The following is a 15,610-nucleotide window of genomic DNA, read 5'->3' as shown; positions in this document are numbered from 1 at the left end:
GCCTGGACGGTCGCCGACCTGGCCACCGAGGCGTCGTTGTCACGCGCGACGTTCGCGCGCCGGTTCACCGCACTGCTCGGCGTCGCCCCACTGACCTACCTCATCGACTGGCGTAACGAGGCGGACACCGAGCCAGCGGCCATAGCCTCAACGGGTTGGTAGGCCCGGGTTCGGCTGGTCGGACGCACAGCTGATCAGCAGCTGGGCGGTGTGCGCGATGTGGTCGCGTAGCAGTCCTTGCGCGTGGTCGGCATCGCGTGCGAGTGCCGCATCGAGCAACGCGCGGTGTTCCCCGGGAAGATCACGGTCGGGTTCGTTGCCAAACGACACCGACCACTGCAGATACAGTTCGGCCTCCTGCCGCAGCCCACGAGCGGTGTCGAGCAGCCGCTGGTTACCGCAGCCGGCCAGCAGCGCCTGGTGGAAGGCAGCGTGGGCCCGCGACCACTCGTCGGACGGGCGATCCGGATCCTTCTGGACACGGAACGGTGTGCGTTCCAGAAGATGGTGCGCCGCAACAGCATCCGCCTCCCAGACCACGTCACCGTGGAGCACCGACAGGCGCAGGACGAGGGACTCGATCTCCACCCGTGCCTGGGTCAACTCCGCGAGGTCCTGGTGCGACAGGGGCCGCACCAGGTACCCCTGATGTGGCTTTGAAACCACGAGCCCTTCGGCTGACAGCCGTGTCAAGGCCTCGCGCGTGGCACCGACGCTCACTTTGTAGCGATCGGCCAGGATCGGGAACTTCAGCCGTTCCCCTGGCACCAGCCGGCCGCCGAGGATGTCGGCACGCAGCGCCTGGTGGATGCCGTCGGTGCGGGTGGGCCCGCCGCTGGTCGCCATACCTCACCCTATCAGTTTACGAATCACTATTGAACTTTCGAAAGTTGGTGGCTACTTTCGAAGTTGGCTATTTCGCGTCGACCAAACCCACCTACCGCCCTCAATCAGGAGTCATACCGTGCGTTTCGCTAGCGTCTCGAGCCGGTTGTCGCTGGTCACCGCGATCGACCTCGAACAGGCCAGCGGGGGACGATTCGGCACGAGCTTCCAAGGCGCCTACGAGCAGTGGGACGACCTGCTCGAGTTCAGCGCAACCGTCACTGACGAGGGCACACCGCTGTCGGACATCCCTGGGAAGGAATTCGGCAATCCGGCGCCGCGACCCCGGCAGGAGTTCGCCATAGGCCTGAACTACGCCAACCACGCCGCCGAGTCGTCGTTCGTGATAGGCGAGGAACAGCCGGCGCTCACCAAGTTTCAGACCTCCCAGACCAGTCCGTATGGGACGATCGCCCTGCCACCGGGCCAGGTCGACTGGGAAGTCGAGCTAGTCGTGGTGATCGGCCGCCCCACACACCGCGTCGCGCCGCGGACGCATGGCGCCACGTAGCGGGTGTCTCGGTGGGCCAGGACCTCTCGGAACGAGACCGACAGAGCGTTGGGCCCGCCCCGTAATTCAGCGTGGTCAAATCGTTTCCCGGTTTCGGCCCGGTCGGCCCGCTACTGGTGACCCCTGACGAGTTCGATGATCCCAACCACCTCGAACTGGGCTGCCTGATCAACGGCGAGCAGATTGAGAAGGACAAGACCTCAAACATGGTCTTCCCGGTGCCCGAACTGATCGCGCGGCTGTCCGCGATCACTCCCCCGCTGCCGGGCGACGTCAATTTTGCCGGTACACCACCTGGCGTAGAAATCGGCCGCAGCCCACAACAACTCCTCGCGCCCGGCGATGAAGTCATCGGCTACGTGCGGGGCGTAGGCGAAATGCGCCACGTGCTGGTGTCCGACCACTGACCCGCACGACCACGTTCGAAGGAGAACAAACATGGACCTCGGACTTCTGTTGCTCCGTTTGATCGTCGGCGGTCTCATCTTCGGCCACGGCGCCCAGAAAGCATTCGGCGTTTTCGGCGGAATGGGTCCGGCCGGCACCGCGCCCGTCTTCGAGTCGTGGGGCCTCCGCCCCGGCCGCCCGCTCGTGCTGCTTGCTGCCACCTGCGAGCTGCTCGGCAGCACGCTCCTCCTGCTCGGGCTGGCGACCCCGCTCGGCGCCGCCCAGACGCTGGGGACCCTGGCAGTCGCGGCGTGGGTCAACGCGAGGAACGGGTTGTGGGCGGCCAAGGGCGGCTACGAGCTCGCACTGCTGTACGCCACGGCGGCAGGCGCGCTGGCTTTCACCGGGCCGGGCCGCTATTCGATCGACCGCGCCTTCGAAGTCACCGACGAGTACGGAGTCGCCTCCGGGTTGGTCGCCGCCGCCGCGGCATTGCTCCTCGCTGGGGTGTTCATCGGCTACGCCCGTCGCAACCTCTCGCAGCAGGCACATCATGACCACTCCTGACCCCAAGGCTGCGGACGATGGTGTCTTGAGCGGGTGTAGCCACCTTCGTGTCGAACGACATGACTCGGTCGCTGTCGTCGTCCTCGACCGGCCGCCTGTCAACGCGCTCGACACCGCCGGGTATCGCTGCGCCGCAACGGAGCTCGCCGACCTGGACCGCGATGACGAGGTGCGAGCCATCGTGCTCACCGGTGCCGGCACCCGGGCGTTCAGCGCCGGCACGGACACTGCCTCCCTCACCTCCGTCAGCTCGGTCACAGAGGTGTGTGAGGCAGCGCTGCACTTTTTCACCACTCTCTCAGCGCTGGACACTCCGATGGTCGGGGCACTCAACGGACCCGCCGTCGGCGGCGGAGCGATGATTGCCGCCGAGTGCGACGTGCTGGTGGCGATCAGCACCGCGAACCTGGCCGTGCCCGAGCTGCAGCTCGGTTTCCCCGGCGGTGGAAGTCATCTCAAGCGACTGGTGCCGTATCCGACAGCCCTGAGGATGGTTCTCATCGGCGAGCGACCGGATGCATATCAGTTGCTGGCGATGGGCACGCTCGCTGAGGTCGTGGACACTCCGGACGCTCTACGGATCGCGGCGCTCCGCCACGCGCAGGTCATCGCAGGGCTTGACCTGGCCGCTCTCGTTCCCGCTCGCCGTATCATCCGCCAGGCCGACGCCATGGCGGCGTTGCAGGGGTACCGGGAGGAACTCGATCACCTGCGAGCAATCCTTCTGGATCGTTTGACATCGGACTAACCCCGAGCGAGTTCACTTTGCCCCGGCTCCGCCGAGTCGAGAGATGAGCCGCTGCCAAAGCGGTAATCAGCGAGGTTCACGTCGCGGGTGCGGCGCCAGTAGTCGACAACCCGCCATGGCGTGTTCGTCACGACGCGACCCTTGCTGTTGCGGTAGTAGGTGTCCATCCCGGGATGAGTCCAGATCATCGCCTCATGTGCGGCGTCGATCTCGGCGTTGTAGGCCACGTACGGTTCCGCACGGCACTCGGCGGTCCGCGCCCCTCTGCTCAGCATCTGCTCCAGCACCGCGCTGATGTGATGCATTTGCGCCTCGATGGTGAAGATCGTGCTTCCGCCTCCAGGGTTGGTGTTGGGGCCGTAGAGCATGAACAGGTTGGGAAACCCGGGCACGGTCACCCCGAGATAGGCGCGCGCGTCATCGTCGTCCCACTCCTCCCGCAAGTCCCGACCCGCAGCGCCGGTGATCTCCATCGGGTGAAGGAAGCGCTGTTGTTGGAAGCCGGTGGACAGAACGACGACGTCGGCCCGCACGACCTCGCCAGAGGCGGTCCTGATGCCCTCGGGAGTGACCGCGGCGACGGCTTCGGTGACGAGGCGTACGTTGTCGCGTCGCAGGGCTCGGTACCAGCCGTTGTCGAGCAGGATCCGCTTCCCGAACGGCGGGTATTCGGGTACCGACTTCGCCACCAGGTCCGGACGCCCGTCGAGTTCCTGCTCGATGTAGCGAGTGAAGGACTGCCGATGGCGGTCGTTGATCGCGTTGAGCGACCGCTCCGGGTGCGGCCAGTCGGGGTCCTTCTGGAACGCGGCATGGTTCCGGTCGTTGAAGGCCCAGGCCAGCCGGAACCGGTACCAACCGCGATACCAGGGCACACGCTCCATGAGTAGCTGGACGGCAGCATCGATGAGGGCGAAGTAGTTGGCATTTGGCGCGATCCACTGCGGCGAGCGTTGGAACACCGTGAGCCGCCCGACTCGGTCGGCGATCGCTGGGACGACCTGCATGGCGCTGGCCCCGGTTCCGATGACCGCCACCTCCTTGCCGTCGAGGTCCAAGCGCTCGGGCCAGTTGGCGGTGTGGAACATCGGGCCTCGGAACGAGTCCATCCCGGGCAGGTCGGGAATCTTGGGGCGGTTGTGCAGTCCCACCGCGGTGATGACCACGCTGGCTTCGATCGCCCCCTCAGTGCCGTCCGCGCCCCTGTATCGAATCGTCCAGGCCCCGTCGCCCTCGTAGCGGGCCGCGGTCGCCTCGACGCCGAAGCGGATGTGGCGTCGGAGGTCGAAGTGATCGGCCATCTCCTCGATGTAGGCGGCGACCTCATCCCGCTTGCCGAAGTGCGCGTCCCAGTTGCGGGGGAAGAAGGAGAACGAATACAGATGGCTCGGGGTGTCCACTCCAGCGCCCGGGTAGCGATTCTCCAGCCAGGTCCCGCCGACGTCGTGATTCTTCTCCAGGATGGTGAAGGGCACGCCCAGCCGGCTCAGGTGGTGGGCGGCGACCAGGCCGGAAATGCCGGCCCCGATGATCACCACGGAGAAGTCTGGGGGCAGGAGGTTCGGGTCTGTCGGCGAGACCGGCTCGTGGTCGAATCCCATCTCGCTCGCCGTCATAGCGGCATATTCGGCCGGGACCGGTTCGCCGACACAGGCGGACATCATCGTGACGAGCAGCGTGGGGTCAGGGGACGATACTGCCGCCGACGCTCCGGAATGCCACGCCAGAATGGCCTCGACAGCTGCGGCGCGCACCTCTGTTTGACGGTCGGAGTCGAGCCCCCCTGTGTCGTTGTCGTCAAGCCCGCGCCCGCGAGTCGGGATGTAGGGCTCCTGGAGCCATTTCAGATCGCCGGTCAACTGGAACAACACCATGAGGAGCGTAGGAATGTTTCCCGCTTCGACCGCCGCCTCCAGTTCCTCGCGCCGGAATTCGGGGTCAGGGACGGGCTGTGCGAGCACGTGCACTCCTTGGGTGAAATCGGAGAGGCAGGCGGCCGTCAGCCGGCCTGATGCCCCGGGCTGGCTGCAGTCCGACCGTCACGTTGTAGTCGTGACTCGGTTTCGGATCAGCGACTCCTGCCCCGTCGAGCCGCGCGCGACACCGACCAGGCCACGAGCCGCAGGGTTCCCTCCGATGGTGTCGCCGACTCGAGGACCGGCGGCGGTGACACCGCCGTCCACGGTGATCGACTCGCCGGTCACGAACCCTGCGTCGGGGCCGAGGAGGAAGGCGATCACGGATGCCACATCTGAGGGTTCCCCGATCTCTGGCCACGGTTGTACGTCGCCAAGCAGCTTGTGCATGTGCCTGGCTCCCGAGCCGAGGATCGGGGTGTGGATGAAACCGGGCGAGACGCTGTTGACCCTGATTCGGTGGGGGGCGAGTTCCACGGCGACCGCTCGGGTGAAGTTGATGACGGCAGCCTTGGCCGCGGAGTAGGCCTGCGGTCCCGCGCCACCGCTGAGCCCGGCCAGCGAGGCGGTGTTGACGATTGAGCCTCCGCTTCCGCCGGCCTGCATCGCTCGTGCTGCGTGCTTGGTGCCCAGGAACACCCCGCGGGTCACGACGGCGAAGGTGTAGTCCCAGTCCTCGACTTCGACCTCGGTGATCGGGCCGAACGCACCGCCCACGCCAGCGTTGTTCACCATGGCGTCCAAGGCGCCGAAGTGGTCGACCGCGCGTGTGACCGCCGCCTCGACCGCTGCCTCGTCGGAGACATCGGTGCGCACGAAGTCGACACGGCCCGCCTCATCGGCGTCGAAGTCGGTCAGCATCGCCTCGCCTGCGGCGGAGTTGAAGTCCGCTACCAGCACACTCCAGCCGTCGGAGACGAGCCGGTCAACGGTCTTCCGGCCGATTCCGCTCGCGCCACCGGTGACCAGGGCGACTTTGCCTTCTGTGTTCATTCGGTTCTCTCCTCGTGCGAACTCCGCCGATCGCCAGAGGGGGCGACAGCTCTGGAGCTCTGAAAGCCGTACCAACGTCTGCGGTGACAACGAGCACTCCAACCCTGTCGCCGCTCATCCGTTCAACCAAAGATCGATTGGCGTCAGCTCATCGAGCGCCATTAATGGCCGTGGCTATTTCTCAACCTAGAATGACGTGGCCGAGGCCCGTCTCTATGTAAGGCCGCGGGTCCTGCGCGTCGTGCCAATAGACAATTTGGCCACCCGAGACCTTGAGCAGGCCCAAAACTTCTGGGGCACACAACTGTCTACCGTCGGCGTCATAGACTCGGTCTATGCGCTCCGTGAAGACCACCTCGCCATTTGCGGCAACATTGCCGATTTCAATCTCAATATTGCCCGCGCCCATTGCGGCCATGAACACGTCGAGAGTCTCCAGGGCCGCATTCTTGCCGACAGCGTCTGGGAACCCTGTGTTACGCCAGACCACTTCCTCCGCAAAGTACTCCTCGAATGTTGCTCGGATACCACCGGCTGTCCAATCGGCCATGAAAAAGCTGCGAATGACCTTTTCGGCTGACATCTCGACACCTTTCTCGATGTTGTCTGCCATCTCCGCGAGCCACTCGCTCCGGGGCTGGCTCACTTGCTGAGGATCCCGCCCGGGTCGACCCGGGCGAGCAGGTCGACCTCGTCGTCGGTGGGCCGGAGGTCTCCGGCGTCGGCGGCGACCGTGAAAGTGAAGCCGGTCCTCTCCCGGATCTCATCGACAGAGCGGCCCAGGTTCTCGACCAGGACGGGCACGTCACCCTGCAAGTCGAAGACGCAGAGCGGCGTCAGCAGGGCGGCTACGTTCCCTCGTGGTACGCCCGAGGCGTAGTGGACACGGGCCACGAGCGAACTCGGCTGGTGGCGGGGGGCGAGCAGGAAGGCCTGACGGACACGGGAGAGTCCGACCGGCAACCCCGCCGGGCCTGGTCCTTCGATCCCTGATTCCGTGACCCCGAGGTTCACCCGGCCCGATCCGTCGATCTCCAGACCACCGAAGAAGCCCATGTCGAAGGCGCCTTGTTCGAAGAGCAGGGCGATTTCCTCGTAGGGGAGCGTGGCCTGCGCACCGGTTCCCGCCTCGAACTGGGTGGCGGAGGGGAAGATGGTTTCCAGCGCCGGATTCCAGAAACCTGGTCCGCCACACAGCCATTCGATCTCCTGGCCGTACACGTGCCGCGCCAGCAAGATCGCCGCCATCGGAACGGGCGGCGCCGCCCCGACTATCGCTCGTCCGTTGGGAAGCCGTCGAGCGAGAGCGATCGCCATCAGCTGGCGTGGGCTCAGCGATACGCGGCTCACGCTGGTCCTCCCGGAGTTGTCGCTCGACTGGCTCGCTCGCCCGGCGCCGCCAGTGAGGTCGATCCCGACCCCGGAACGTTTTTCTCGGCCGCGATGTAACTGTCGATCGCGGCGCCATCCGCCGGGTAGCGGCCCTGGCTGGCCGCCGGCCACGCAGAGAGTTCGGTGACGGCGTCGATCCAGATGCCCGCGATGACCGAGCCGGATGGCCATTGCCCCGACTCGGCCCGAGACCACGAGTCGACAGTGGCGATCGTGTTGCGAGCTGCGGTGGCGAACATGAGATCCATGAAACGCGAGCCCGCGTAACCGAGGCTCCGGTTCCGGTCCGCCGCTTGGGCGTGCAGCAGCGCGAGGTCGATTGTCAGCGCACGGGCCACCTCCTGGTCCTCACCGGTGAAGGGGCAGCAAACGCGGGCGACGTCCGGCGAATCGCGCATGACGTCGCTGTCGGTCGTCAGGATCGGGACGAAAGGGACCCGCTGGGCGGCCGCGCGCAGGCCTGCACACAGGATCTCCTGGTCGCAGGGCCGACGGCGGACGGTTCCCGCAGAGACTTCCCGGCGTGTGGCGACCGCTGGGCCGCGTTCTTCGAAACCGACGTAGGGGCAGACGATCTCGCCGACACAGCCTGCGGAGACGAGGAAGTCCACTCCGATGCTCGCCGACGGGGCGGCGACGACGGTCAGTTCCTTGATCGATCGTTCAGCCAGCAGCCGTAGCAATCCCATGGGGACGTTCTGCTCGAAGTAGCCACCGATCGCTACCACCGAGCCCGGCCCGAGTTCATCGATGAACCGGTGGACGTCGCCGACCTGTGAATCCACCGCGCCGTCAGACATAGTCGAAATAGCCAGACTTGTGGCGTCCTGCTTCCTCCAGCGTGCCCACCGGCATGTACTCGAGGTCGATGGCCACCGAAAGCCGCTGGTGGAGGAATGCCTCGAGTTCGGCGCGCGGGGGAGCGCCGTCGCGTGCCTCGGTCCGTACCCTCAGGGGCCCTGGCAGGGTGTAGACACCTGCTGGGCAGACGATCCGAAACTCCGGGCCGACCCCGGCGACCTCCGCCAGGACGGCACGGACCGCCGATGGGAACAGGTTGACTCCCCGGACGATGAGCATGTCATCGGCCCGCCCCACGCACCGAATCCGAGGAGTTTTGCGCCCGCAGGAGCAGTCCCCCCAGCCGACGACCTCGACGATGTCGCGATGCCGGAACCGGACGACCGGTGAGGCCTCGCGCCGCAGATGGGTGTACACGATCTCGCCCTTCGCCCCCACCTCGAAGGGGAGTACCTTGCCCGACGCGGGATCGACGATCTCGAACCACACGTGGTCAGCCGCGAGGTAGTGCATGCCCGCGCCGACCTCGCACTCTCCCCAGACGATCGGCATGACGTCGGTTCCGCCCATCATCTCCGTAACCATTGCACCGCCCCATGCCTCGGTGAGCCGGGCACGGAAGGCCGGGTCCCCGCCACCCGGTTCACCACCCACAAGCACCTTCTCAAGACCGAGATCGGCAGGCTCCATGCCCCGCTCGACCGCCCTTTCGGCCAGGCTCAGCATGAATCCGGGAGTCGCGCACATCGCCGTCGGCCGGAACTCCTGCATCGACTCAAGCAGCTTGTCGCGGCCTGCTTCCGCGCCTACCGGCATCACGGTGGCTCCCAGTGCGAGGTAGCCCTCGACCATGCACAGCCCGCCGATCCAGCCACGACTCATCGAGAAGCCGTGCAGGACTGTGTCGGAGTCGGTCATGCCGCCGGCGGCGTACCCCCGACGGAGAACCTCCGTGAAGCCGGCGGCGTCTGCGTGCGTCAGCGCGATCGCCAGCGGACGCCCGGTGGTTCCCGACGAGGTCTGGATCTGCCGGACCATGGCACGCTTAACCGCCAGATGCGCCCCGAGTGGTGGGGAGGAGTCGATGCTGGCGCGCATATCCTCTTTCCACGTGAACGGGACGTCGCTCAGGTCCTGCAGTGACGGGCAGGAGTCACGCCGGAGTCCTGCGTGAGCGAAGGCCTTTTGGTGATACGCCGAATCGCGCCACAGGTGTTCCCACTGCTGTTCGAAGAGCTGCTGGCGGTGCGGCAGCAGCTCGTCCCACGCCGTGCTCTCCCAGTACCAGGCGTCGTCGCTCATGACCCACTCCTCAGGCTGCTTGTGCGACACGGACTCGCGCCGGTGCGACGGCCGCGCCGGGAACGTCGGTCTCGATCGAGAAGACGTGCGCCCGGTCAGTCGAGCCACGTTCTTCCACGCCGGTCACGATGTAGAGGGTCTGGGCGTCGCCCCTCGCGAAGCACAGACTCGTGACCATCGGCGTCGGCAGGTCGATGGTCTCCCGTTCCTGTCCGGAAGCGTCGTACCGGACGACCTTGCCCGCGAAGGCAAGCGCCAGCCAGATCGTGCCGTCCTGCGCAACCGCGATCCCGTCCGGCCGTCCCTGCGCTGTCTGCAGGAGCACACGGCGGTTGGAGAGATCCCCCGACTCCGGATCGACGTCGTAGGCGAATACGACCTGTCGCCCCGTGTCAGACATGTACAGCGTGGCGCCGTCCGGGGACAGCGCGACGCCGTTGCAGATCTTGATGTCGTCGGCGACTCGCCGGACGCTGCCGTCCAGCTCGACGAGGTAGATCGAACCCGCCGCGACCTTCACGGCGCCGAGATCGGCCTCCATGCCGTTGAAGGCGACCGAGCCGGCGTAGATCCGGCCCCGCCCGTCGGTGGTCAGGTCGTTGAACCCGAACCGCTGCTGCTCTTCGTCCCGGTCGACGAGGACCGCGGTCTGACGCCCTGCGGCCTTGTACGCCAAGTTCCGCCCGGTCACGACAAGACCTCCGTCGTCGTGCAGCACCAACCCGCCGATACCCCGTCGGTGTTCCACGATCATCGACGTCGATCCGTCCAGGCCGAGCCGGAACACACCGCCGTGACGCGCGTCGGCGAACACCAGCCCCGCACCTGTGTCGCGCGGGCCCTCCAAGAGCCCACCAGGACTCGAATACAGTTGCTGCAACCGCTGACTACTCATCTCGATCTCCACACTGTTGAGCCGATGGGACTGAGAGTTCAGCTGCGGCGCCCGGCCGGGGCGCGACCGATTCCGGACGCCGGGTGGACCCCCGCCAGGACCGTCTTCGCGTGATGTCGCGGCGCACCCGCGTCTACGGCGGCGCGTCGGCCTGGCTCAGATCTACTTGGTGCGGTCGAAGATCAGGACCTCTTCGCCGACGAAGGTGTACGCATGTGAGAAGTCCGAGAAATTCGGCTCATCGGCGGCGATCTCGGCCCAAGCCTTCTGCCCCTCTTCGGACTGCATGCCGGCGAAGAAGTCTTCCTCGCTGTCCCACCAACATTCGACGATGCCGTCGTAGCCCACGTCCACGGCGCTCCCCATGTCGCGGGGTGCGTTGATCGCGTCGACCACGCTCGGGAAGCCGGGGTGCAGCTGGATGTAGCGGCGCATACGGATGGCGTCGGCGTGCTTGAGCGCCAGCTGGGCGTGATGGTTCTGCCAGTAGTCGAGGAACTGCTCGTGCGTCATGCCTTCTTTGCGCCGGAGCAGGTTCACGAACTTCATCATGTCGGTGTCTCTCCTCGTCAGTGAGCGGTGGATTCCGCAGTGGTCGAGAGCCGCTCCTGGAAGAAGGCGGCGACAGCGCCGAGCGACTCTCCACGGTGGAATGTCTGGTCTTCGTGGTTCGCGCCGGCGAAGACGATCAGTGTCGCCTCTCCGCCGTCCTCTCGGACGTTGCCGAAGAGCCACCGGCTGTGTTCAAGACTCAACGTCGCGTCGCAGTCCCGGTGCGTCAGCAGCAGCGGTGGGCCCTGACCGTTGATGTGCGTGAGAGGGTTCGCCTCACGAAGGGCGTCCTGGCCGTCCCCCTCCCTCTTGCCCCCGACGAGGCGGGCGTAGAACGTGGGAGTCGGGGGCAAGACCATGCCGTCGCGCTGGGCGTACTCGATGGTGGAATCCGGCCCCGGCAAGCCAGGCGCGGGCTGCGCCGCTCCCCGTCGAGAGTCAGGTCCGCGGGGCCGAACCGGCTCACCATGGCTTGGACCGACGCGTCCGCGGCCGAACTGGCGGGATCCTGCGCAAGTCGCGCCAGCATGGCAGGGCTGCTCCTGCGGACGGCTCGCCGTGTCCGACCCGTGTCCGCCGGCGCCCCTCCGACCGGCCCGTACCCGACATTTGCGACCGTGCACGCATCCATCGCTCTGCCCCTTTGCAGCGTGAGGGTTGCTTCACCCGTGCGGTGGCGTCCGCCACAGCACTGTGTCATCCAAAGCGACACACATCGAAAAGTCAAGATACTTTCGAAAGTTTGGGGAGAGTCGGTCTTCGGTCGCGATATTCGCATCACTCGCGGACGGATCGGGAGCGCCACCGTGGCTCGTACTGACTCTGGCTCTGTGCTCGCCCGCGCAGGTGAGAGCGGCTCACGAAGCTCGCAGGCGTTCGAGCGTCTGCGCGGCGACATCCTGGCGGGCCGCCTGCTCCTCGGACAGAAGCTGCCGTTCGCTGACCTCACCAAGGAGTAGGCGTGCAGCATCGGCGCCATCCGGGAGGTGCTTCAGCGCCTGGCGGCTCAGTGAGTGGTCACCAACGAGGGGCAACAGGCTTTCGAGTCAGGGGCCATCCCCTCTGAAGATTTGGTAGACCTGACGGCAGCCCAGGTCAAAATCGAGGCCATGTGTTTCTTTACGCAATCCAGAATGGCGAGGTCAGCCAACGAGTAGTCTTTTGGGTCTCCGATGGGATCCCGCGCGCGATAATGAACAATACGCCGCCACGGTCTCGCTCATGGCAGCTGTATTCGATCACTCGGCCAGGACCGAAGCCGAGAGCGGAGCGTCGGACAGAACAGGCCGCAGGGGCGCTGGAGGGATAACCGGGATAAGGAGATGCGAGTCGTATCGCCCACCGGTGTGGATGATGTGTTCACCTGCATTACGAAGGTCGTACGCAAATGGCTCGAACCATCTCGGGTCACGGATCGAGTGTCCGGAGACAATCACACGCAAGGTTTCCCCGGCGTGCCAGAAACGACTCGTCGGCCAGAACCCGATCTCGACCGGAACGACCTCGCCCGGTGACAGCAGTTGCTCGACGCTATGAATGAGAACCGGCTCAGACGGAGTCGAGGCCGTCTCGTCGAGTTCGCGATGCGAGACGCGCAGCGTGGCCCAGGCCCCGTGATGCGGCTGGCCGAGAACCAGTGTCGGTCGTTCCGCGCCGTCCAGACCGAGCTTCTGCACGCTCACGAACAGATCGGCGTCGTCGGAGCCGTCTGCCTCGACCCAGAGTCGAAGCTTCATATAGCCGGTGATCTCGAGCGGTTCTTCGACCGTCAGGTCGAAGTGCGCGGTCCCCTTCTGGGCGTCGTAACGCACCTTCGACTCCACGTCGGGTTGCGTCCGCACCAGCGATCCCCCCGCAGCGTCCAGCGGCAATGTGCGCCACTGCGTGTCCGGTAGCGGGAAAGCCTTCTCGACTCGGCGGACCTCGTGATCGCGATCGCCTGCGTCCATGACGTCAATTCGTACTGGAGGTGTCAGCTCCCACCCGTTGGGTTCGCCCTTCAGGTAGCGATCGAAGAAGAGTCGCAGATCGGCCAAGTTCTCGGACGCGTACTGATCGGGCCACTCGAAATCACGATGCGCGCGGAGCCACTTTTCCGACGAAGAGATGCGCCTGAACGCGTCCATCACGCCCATCAAGTGGAAGTGGCTCCAACCGGCTGTCATATAGGTGGGGATCTCGATGCGTTCAAGCGGTACTCGCTTGCTTTCCCAGTACTCGTTGAGGTTCGGATACTCTCGCCTCATGGCGACGAGGTCCTCGACGGCTTCTGTGCCGTGCATCATTGACAGCAAGAACTCCGTGAAGCCGACCTCCGGGATTCCGCCGGGCGATACCAAGTGCCGGTACAGGTCCGTCAGCCCCTCCCAGGGGGCGATGGCCGCGAGATGAGGCGGACGCTCGGCCGCGGCCCACCATTGCGACGCGGCCAGCCATGAGTTCCCGGCCATGCCGACTTTCTCGTTGGACCATTCCTGTTGAGCGGTCCACTCGATCAGATCGGCGATGTCGCGGCCCTCCTGCGCACACCAGACGGGGATGCGCCCTTCCGAGTTGCCGGCGCCGCGGGAGTCCGGATTGATGACCGCGTACCCGTGTCGGGTCCAGTACAGGGGGTCGGGGCCTTCGAGCTTGGTTGCCTCCGAATACGTACCCGGCGGCACACCGGGCACGTTGTTGAGTCCGGCATACCCCGCCCGCTTCCCATACGGGCTCCAGGCGACGATCGCCGGAACGTCGACCGCGCCCTCGGGACGGTAGATGTCGACATAGATCGTCGTGCCGTCCCGCAGTGCCACTGCGACGTCGCGCTCAGCCACGATGCCGTCAACGACGGACGTGCCCGGCTCAAGGGCCGGAAACATTCCATGTGAGTCGGACGGCTTCCCTATCGGACGCCAGAGAACCTTCGACGCAAAATCATCGTTGCTACTGAATTCCATGTCTCTCCTCCTCGCGAGCAGCGAGTTCCACGTCCGGCTCTCGAGCCGCCGGGGGAAACGCCTGACGGCTGTCCTGCCCGGCGTACGGTCGACCTACGAGAAGCTCGGCGAACCTCCTAGCTCGCCGCGGGCACCGCTACCCCTTCCGTTGGTTTCGTCAAGTCGCAAGCGCTCGTGCGGTCGGCACCTGCGCATCCAGCTCGACGAGCGTGCGGTCCAGGTCGCCGACGCTCGGCACTGCGGCGTAGACGAAGAAGTCGGGCCGGATCAGAACCGCCTCGGCTCCCAGTCCCCTCAGCCAGGCGCCGTAGCGGCCGTCGACGTCCTCGAGGCCGGATCCGATGATCACGACCCGGACTTCGAGCCGGTCGAGTGCCGCCTGCGCCGCGCCGGAGAGGGTCGGGAACGGGCGGGTACTGAGGACGGTCCAGCCGTAACCGGCGAGATCGTCGAACAAGCCGGTGCGATGTCCTACCCGGACCCGAGCCTGGATGGCGTTGAGGCCCGCCGCGTCATTGCCGGCAGCCAGCACGCCCGGGCCGAGCCTCGGTGACTCGGGCGGCGGAGGTGGAGCGGACCGCAGTACCTCGTCCCGCCGGGCGGCGGCCTCGGGGTCGGTGACGCAGATGATCTCGCCGAAGCGCATGGACAGCTCGATGAAGTGCCGGACGTGCTCGGCACGTTCCGTGCCGTAGGTGTCGAGCAGAGCGTCGCCGGCCTTCCCGGCCAGGACCAGATCCAGCCGCCAGGCGAGGTTGTGCGCGTCCCGCAGGCCGGCGCAGAGTCCCTGTCCGGCGAAGGGTGGCATGAGGTGGGCGGCGTCACCCGCGATGAGGACCCGGCCCGCACGCCACTGCTGTGCCCACCGCGCCTGGAAACGGTAGACCGTGTGTCTCTCCAGAGTGGAGTTCCGTTCATCCAGGCCCCAAGGGGCCAGCAGTTCCCAGGCGCGTTCGGTGCGATCGAGGTCCTCCCGCCGCTCGCCGGGCAACGCCATGAACTCGAAGCGCCGACGGCCAGGACCGGCCGGCGTCAACGTCGTGGGGCGCGCGGGATCGCATAGTTGCCAGCCCAGCGGATCGAAGGTCATACCGGCCGGCGGTACGACGTCCACTATCAGCCAGTCGAAGAAGAACCCGAGGTCCTTCGAAGTCAGTCCCGCGAGTCCGGCGGTCGAGCTGTTCGCACCATCGCAGCCGACCAGGTAGGTCGCGGTGATCGTCTTCGGCGCCTTCTCCGAGCCGTGAGGGTGGGTCCGGAGCGTGAGCGCGACACCGTCGGACACCTCTTCGTAGCCGGTCACCTCCTGCCCGCGCAGCACTGTCACCGCGGGGAGGGTCCGGACCCGGGCATCGAGTTCCCGCTCCAGCTCGGGCTGCGAGAAGAAGTTGCCCACCGGCCACCCGGACGGTCCCGGCCCGCGCCAGTCCAGTTCGAGCAGGGTTTCGCGAGTCGCGTTGCGGAACTCGACGACACCGTCGAACGGTTCGAAGGCCGGGTTCGTGTCCGGGCGGATACCGACCTGTTGGAGGATGCGGGCCACCTCGTGGTCGGCGTGGACCGCCCTCGGCAGGGTGTAGGGCTCGGGGAACTTCTCCGCCACAACGACCCGGTGCCCCCGGGACCCAGGGCCCCGGCAAAGTCGTTCTGTAGGCCTGTGACGTGGTGTTTTGCAGGTGGAAGAGGCGCGCGGGCGTGTTCCGGTCCGGTTGGATGGAG

General features: G+C 66.3%; 17 protein-coding genes and 1 pseudogene. 6 read left to right on the top strand and 12 right to left on the bottom strand.

Annotated features, from left to right (window positions below):
* Nucleotides 1-114: pseudogene (locus ABZ848_RS49120) on the top strand (AraC family transcriptional regulator); the annotation flags it as partial.
* Nucleotides 115-147: 33 nt separating this feature from the next.
* Here ABZ848_RS49120 and ABZ848_RS49115 read toward each other — a convergent pair.
* On the bottom strand, nucleotides 148-846 hold the full coding sequence (locus ABZ848_RS49115) for a GntR family transcriptional regulator (RefSeq protein ID WP_360843554.1): 699 nt from the start codon (nucleotides 844-846) through the stop codon (nucleotides 148-150).
* A 118-nt stretch (nucleotides 847-964) separates the two neighbouring features.
* On the opposite strand from ABZ848_RS49115, the gene ABZ848_RS49110 reads away from it, so the two are divergent.
* From ABZ848_RS49110 to ABZ848_RS49095, 4 genes are all read left to right on the top strand, one after another.
* Nucleotides 965-1,396, top strand: coding sequence for a fumarylacetoacetate hydrolase family protein (locus tag ABZ848_RS49110; protein WP_360843552.1), 432 nt, complete (start codon nucleotides 965-967; stop codon nucleotides 1,394-1,396).
* Nucleotides 1,397-1,467: 71 nt separating this feature from the next.
* Nucleotides 1,468-1,803 (top strand): fumarylacetoacetate hydrolase family protein, encoded by a 336-nt coding sequence (locus tag ABZ848_RS49105; RefSeq protein WP_360843549.1) that lies wholly within the window; start codon nucleotides 1,468-1,470, stop codon nucleotides 1,801-1,803.
* A 31-nt stretch (nucleotides 1,804-1,834) separates the two neighbouring features.
* Nucleotides 1,835-2,350, top strand: a complete 516-nt coding sequence (locus ABZ848_RS49100; RefSeq protein WP_360843546.1) for a DoxX family protein — start codon at nucleotides 1,835-1,837, stop codon at nucleotides 2,348-2,350.
* Nucleotides 2,337-3,098, top strand: coding sequence for an enoyl-CoA hydratase/isomerase family protein (locus tag ABZ848_RS49095; protein ID WP_360843544.1), 762 nt, complete (start codon nucleotides 2,337-2,339; stop codon nucleotides 3,096-3,098). The genes ABZ848_RS49100 and ABZ848_RS49095 overlap by 14 nt, the downstream gene beginning before the upstream one ends.
* Here the strand turns inward: ABZ848_RS49095 and ABZ848_RS49090 are convergent.
* The 9 genes from ABZ848_RS49090 to ABZ848_RS49050 all read right to left on the bottom strand — a co-directional run bounded on the left by ABZ848_RS49090 (nucleotide 3,095) and on the right by ABZ848_RS49050 (nucleotide 11,308).
* Nucleotides 3,095-5,059: an NAD(P)/FAD-dependent oxidoreductase gene (locus tag ABZ848_RS49090; RefSeq protein WP_360843541.1), complete on the bottom strand. Its 1,965-nt coding sequence runs from the start codon at nucleotides 5,057-5,059 to the stop codon at nucleotides 3,095-3,097. The genes ABZ848_RS49095 and ABZ848_RS49090 overlap by 4 nt on opposite strands.
* 78 nt (nucleotides 5,060-5,137) lie before the next feature.
* The gene (locus ABZ848_RS49085; RefSeq protein ID WP_360843538.1) at nucleotides 5,138-6,097 is read right to left on the bottom strand and encodes an SDR family NAD(P)-dependent oxidoreductase; all 960 of its coding nucleotides are present in this window, start codon (nucleotides 6,095-6,097) and stop codon (nucleotides 5,138-5,140) included.
* Between the two features lie 91 nt (nucleotides 6,098-6,188).
* Nucleotides 6,189-6,653, bottom strand: coding sequence for a limonene-1,2-epoxide hydrolase family protein (locus tag ABZ848_RS49080; RefSeq protein WP_360843535.1), 465 nt, complete (start codon nucleotides 6,651-6,653; stop codon nucleotides 6,189-6,191).
* Nucleotides 6,650-7,255: a hypothetical protein gene (locus ABZ848_RS49075; RefSeq protein ID WP_360843533.1), complete on the bottom strand. Its 606-nt coding sequence runs from the start codon at nucleotides 7,253-7,255 to the stop codon at nucleotides 6,650-6,652. Before ABZ848_RS49075 ends, ABZ848_RS49080 begins: the two co-directional genes overlap by 4 nt.
* Before the next feature lie 98 nt (nucleotides 7,256-7,353).
* Nucleotides 7,354-8,199, bottom strand: coding sequence for a CoA-transferase (locus tag ABZ848_RS49070; RefSeq protein WP_360843530.1), 846 nt, complete (start codon nucleotides 8,197-8,199; stop codon nucleotides 7,354-7,356).
* Nucleotides 8,192-9,502 (bottom strand): AMP-binding protein, encoded by a 1,311-nt coding sequence (locus tag ABZ848_RS49065; RefSeq protein ID WP_360843529.1) that lies wholly within the window; start codon nucleotides 9,500-9,502, stop codon nucleotides 8,192-8,194. The genes ABZ848_RS49070 and ABZ848_RS49065 overlap by 8 nt, the downstream gene beginning before the upstream one ends.
* Nucleotides 9,503-9,512: 10 nt before the next feature.
* On the bottom strand, nucleotides 9,513-10,316 hold the full coding sequence (locus tag ABZ848_RS49060) for an SMP-30/gluconolactonase/LRE family protein (protein WP_360843527.1): 804 nt from the start codon (nucleotides 10,314-10,316) through the stop codon (nucleotides 9,513-9,515).
* 243 nt (nucleotides 10,317-10,559) lie between these two features.
* Nucleotides 10,560-10,949, bottom strand: coding sequence for an EthD domain-containing protein (locus tag ABZ848_RS49055; protein WP_360843526.1), 390 nt, complete (start codon nucleotides 10,947-10,949; stop codon nucleotides 10,560-10,562).
* 17 nt (nucleotides 10,950-10,966) lie between these two features.
* Nucleotides 10,967-11,308, bottom strand: coding sequence for a prolyl oligopeptidase family serine peptidase (locus ABZ848_RS49050; protein WP_360843525.1), 342 nt, complete (start codon nucleotides 11,306-11,308; stop codon nucleotides 10,967-10,969).
* A 447-nt stretch (nucleotides 11,309-11,755) separates the two neighbouring features.
* On the opposite strand from ABZ848_RS49050, the gene ABZ848_RS49045 reads away from it, so the two are divergent.
* Nucleotides 11,756-11,908 carry a hypothetical protein gene (locus ABZ848_RS49045; protein ID WP_360843523.1) on the top strand — a complete coding sequence of 51 codons (153 nt, stop codon included), beginning with the start codon at nucleotides 11,756-11,758 and terminating at the stop codon, nucleotides 11,906-11,908.
* Between the two features lie 279 nt (nucleotides 11,909-12,187).
* Here the strand turns inward: ABZ848_RS49045 and ABZ848_RS49040 are convergent, their stop codons facing one another.
* Together ABZ848_RS49040 and ABZ848_RS49035 are read right to left on the bottom strand one after the other, a co-directional pair.
* Complete coding sequence (locus ABZ848_RS49040; protein ID WP_360843521.1) at nucleotides 12,188-13,891, bottom strand: CocE/NonD family hydrolase; 1,704 nt, start codon at nucleotides 13,889-13,891, stop codon at nucleotides 12,188-12,190.
* 157 nt (nucleotides 13,892-14,048) lie between these two features.
* The coding region (locus ABZ848_RS49035; protein ID WP_360843518.1) for a bifunctional 3-(3-hydroxy-phenyl)propionate/3-hydroxycinnamic acid hydroxylase at nucleotides 14,049-15,610 on the bottom strand (1,562 nt) is incomplete at its 5' end.

This window comes from Streptomyces sp. NPDC047081, from assembly GCF_040643775.1.
Taxonomy (GTDB): Bacteria; Actinomycetota; Actinomycetes; order Streptomycetales; family Streptomycetaceae; genus Streptomyces.
The sequence above is the reverse complement of the archived record's forward strand: the minus strand, read 5'-3'. Positions and strand labels throughout refer to the sequence as shown.

What these genes read in the sequence shown, in the direction of transcription:
- ABZ848_RS49115 (WP_360843554.1), bottom strand. Translation starts at nt 846, where the DNA reads ATGGCGACCAGCGGCGGGCCCACCCGCACCGACGGCATCCACCAGGCG.
- ABZ848_RS49100 (WP_360843546.1), top strand. Translation starts at nt 1,835, where the DNA reads ATGGACCTCGGACTTCTGTTGCTCCGTTTGATCGTCGGCGGTCTCATC.
- ABZ848_RS49095 (WP_360843544.1), top strand. Translation starts at nt 2,337, where the DNA reads ATGACCACTCCTGACCCCAAGGCTGCGGACGATGGTGTCTTGAGCGGG.
- ABZ848_RS49075 (WP_360843533.1), bottom strand. Translation starts at nt 7,255, where the DNA reads ATGGCGGCGATCTTGCTGGCGCGGCACGTGTACGGCCAGGAGATCGAA.
- ABZ848_RS49070 (WP_360843530.1), bottom strand. Translation starts at nt 8,199, where the DNA reads ATGTCTGACGGCGCGGTGGATTCACAGGTCGGCGACGTCCACCGGTTC.
- ABZ848_RS49065 (WP_360843529.1), bottom strand. Translation starts at nt 9,502, where the DNA reads ATGAGCGACGACGCCTGGTACTGGGAGAGCACGGCGTGGGACGAGCTG.
- ABZ848_RS49055 (WP_360843526.1), bottom strand. Translation starts at nt 10,949, where the DNA reads ATGATGAAGTTCGTGAACCTGCTCCGGCGCAAAGAAGGCATGACGCAC.
- ABZ848_RS49050 (WP_360843525.1), bottom strand. Translation starts at nt 11,308, where the DNA reads ATGGTCTTGCCCCCGACTCCCACGTTCTACGCCCGCCTCGTCGGGGGC.
- ABZ848_RS49040 (WP_360843521.1), bottom strand. Translation starts at nt 13,891, where the DNA reads ATGGAATTCAGTAGCAACGATGATTTTGCGTCGAAGGTTCTCTGGCGT.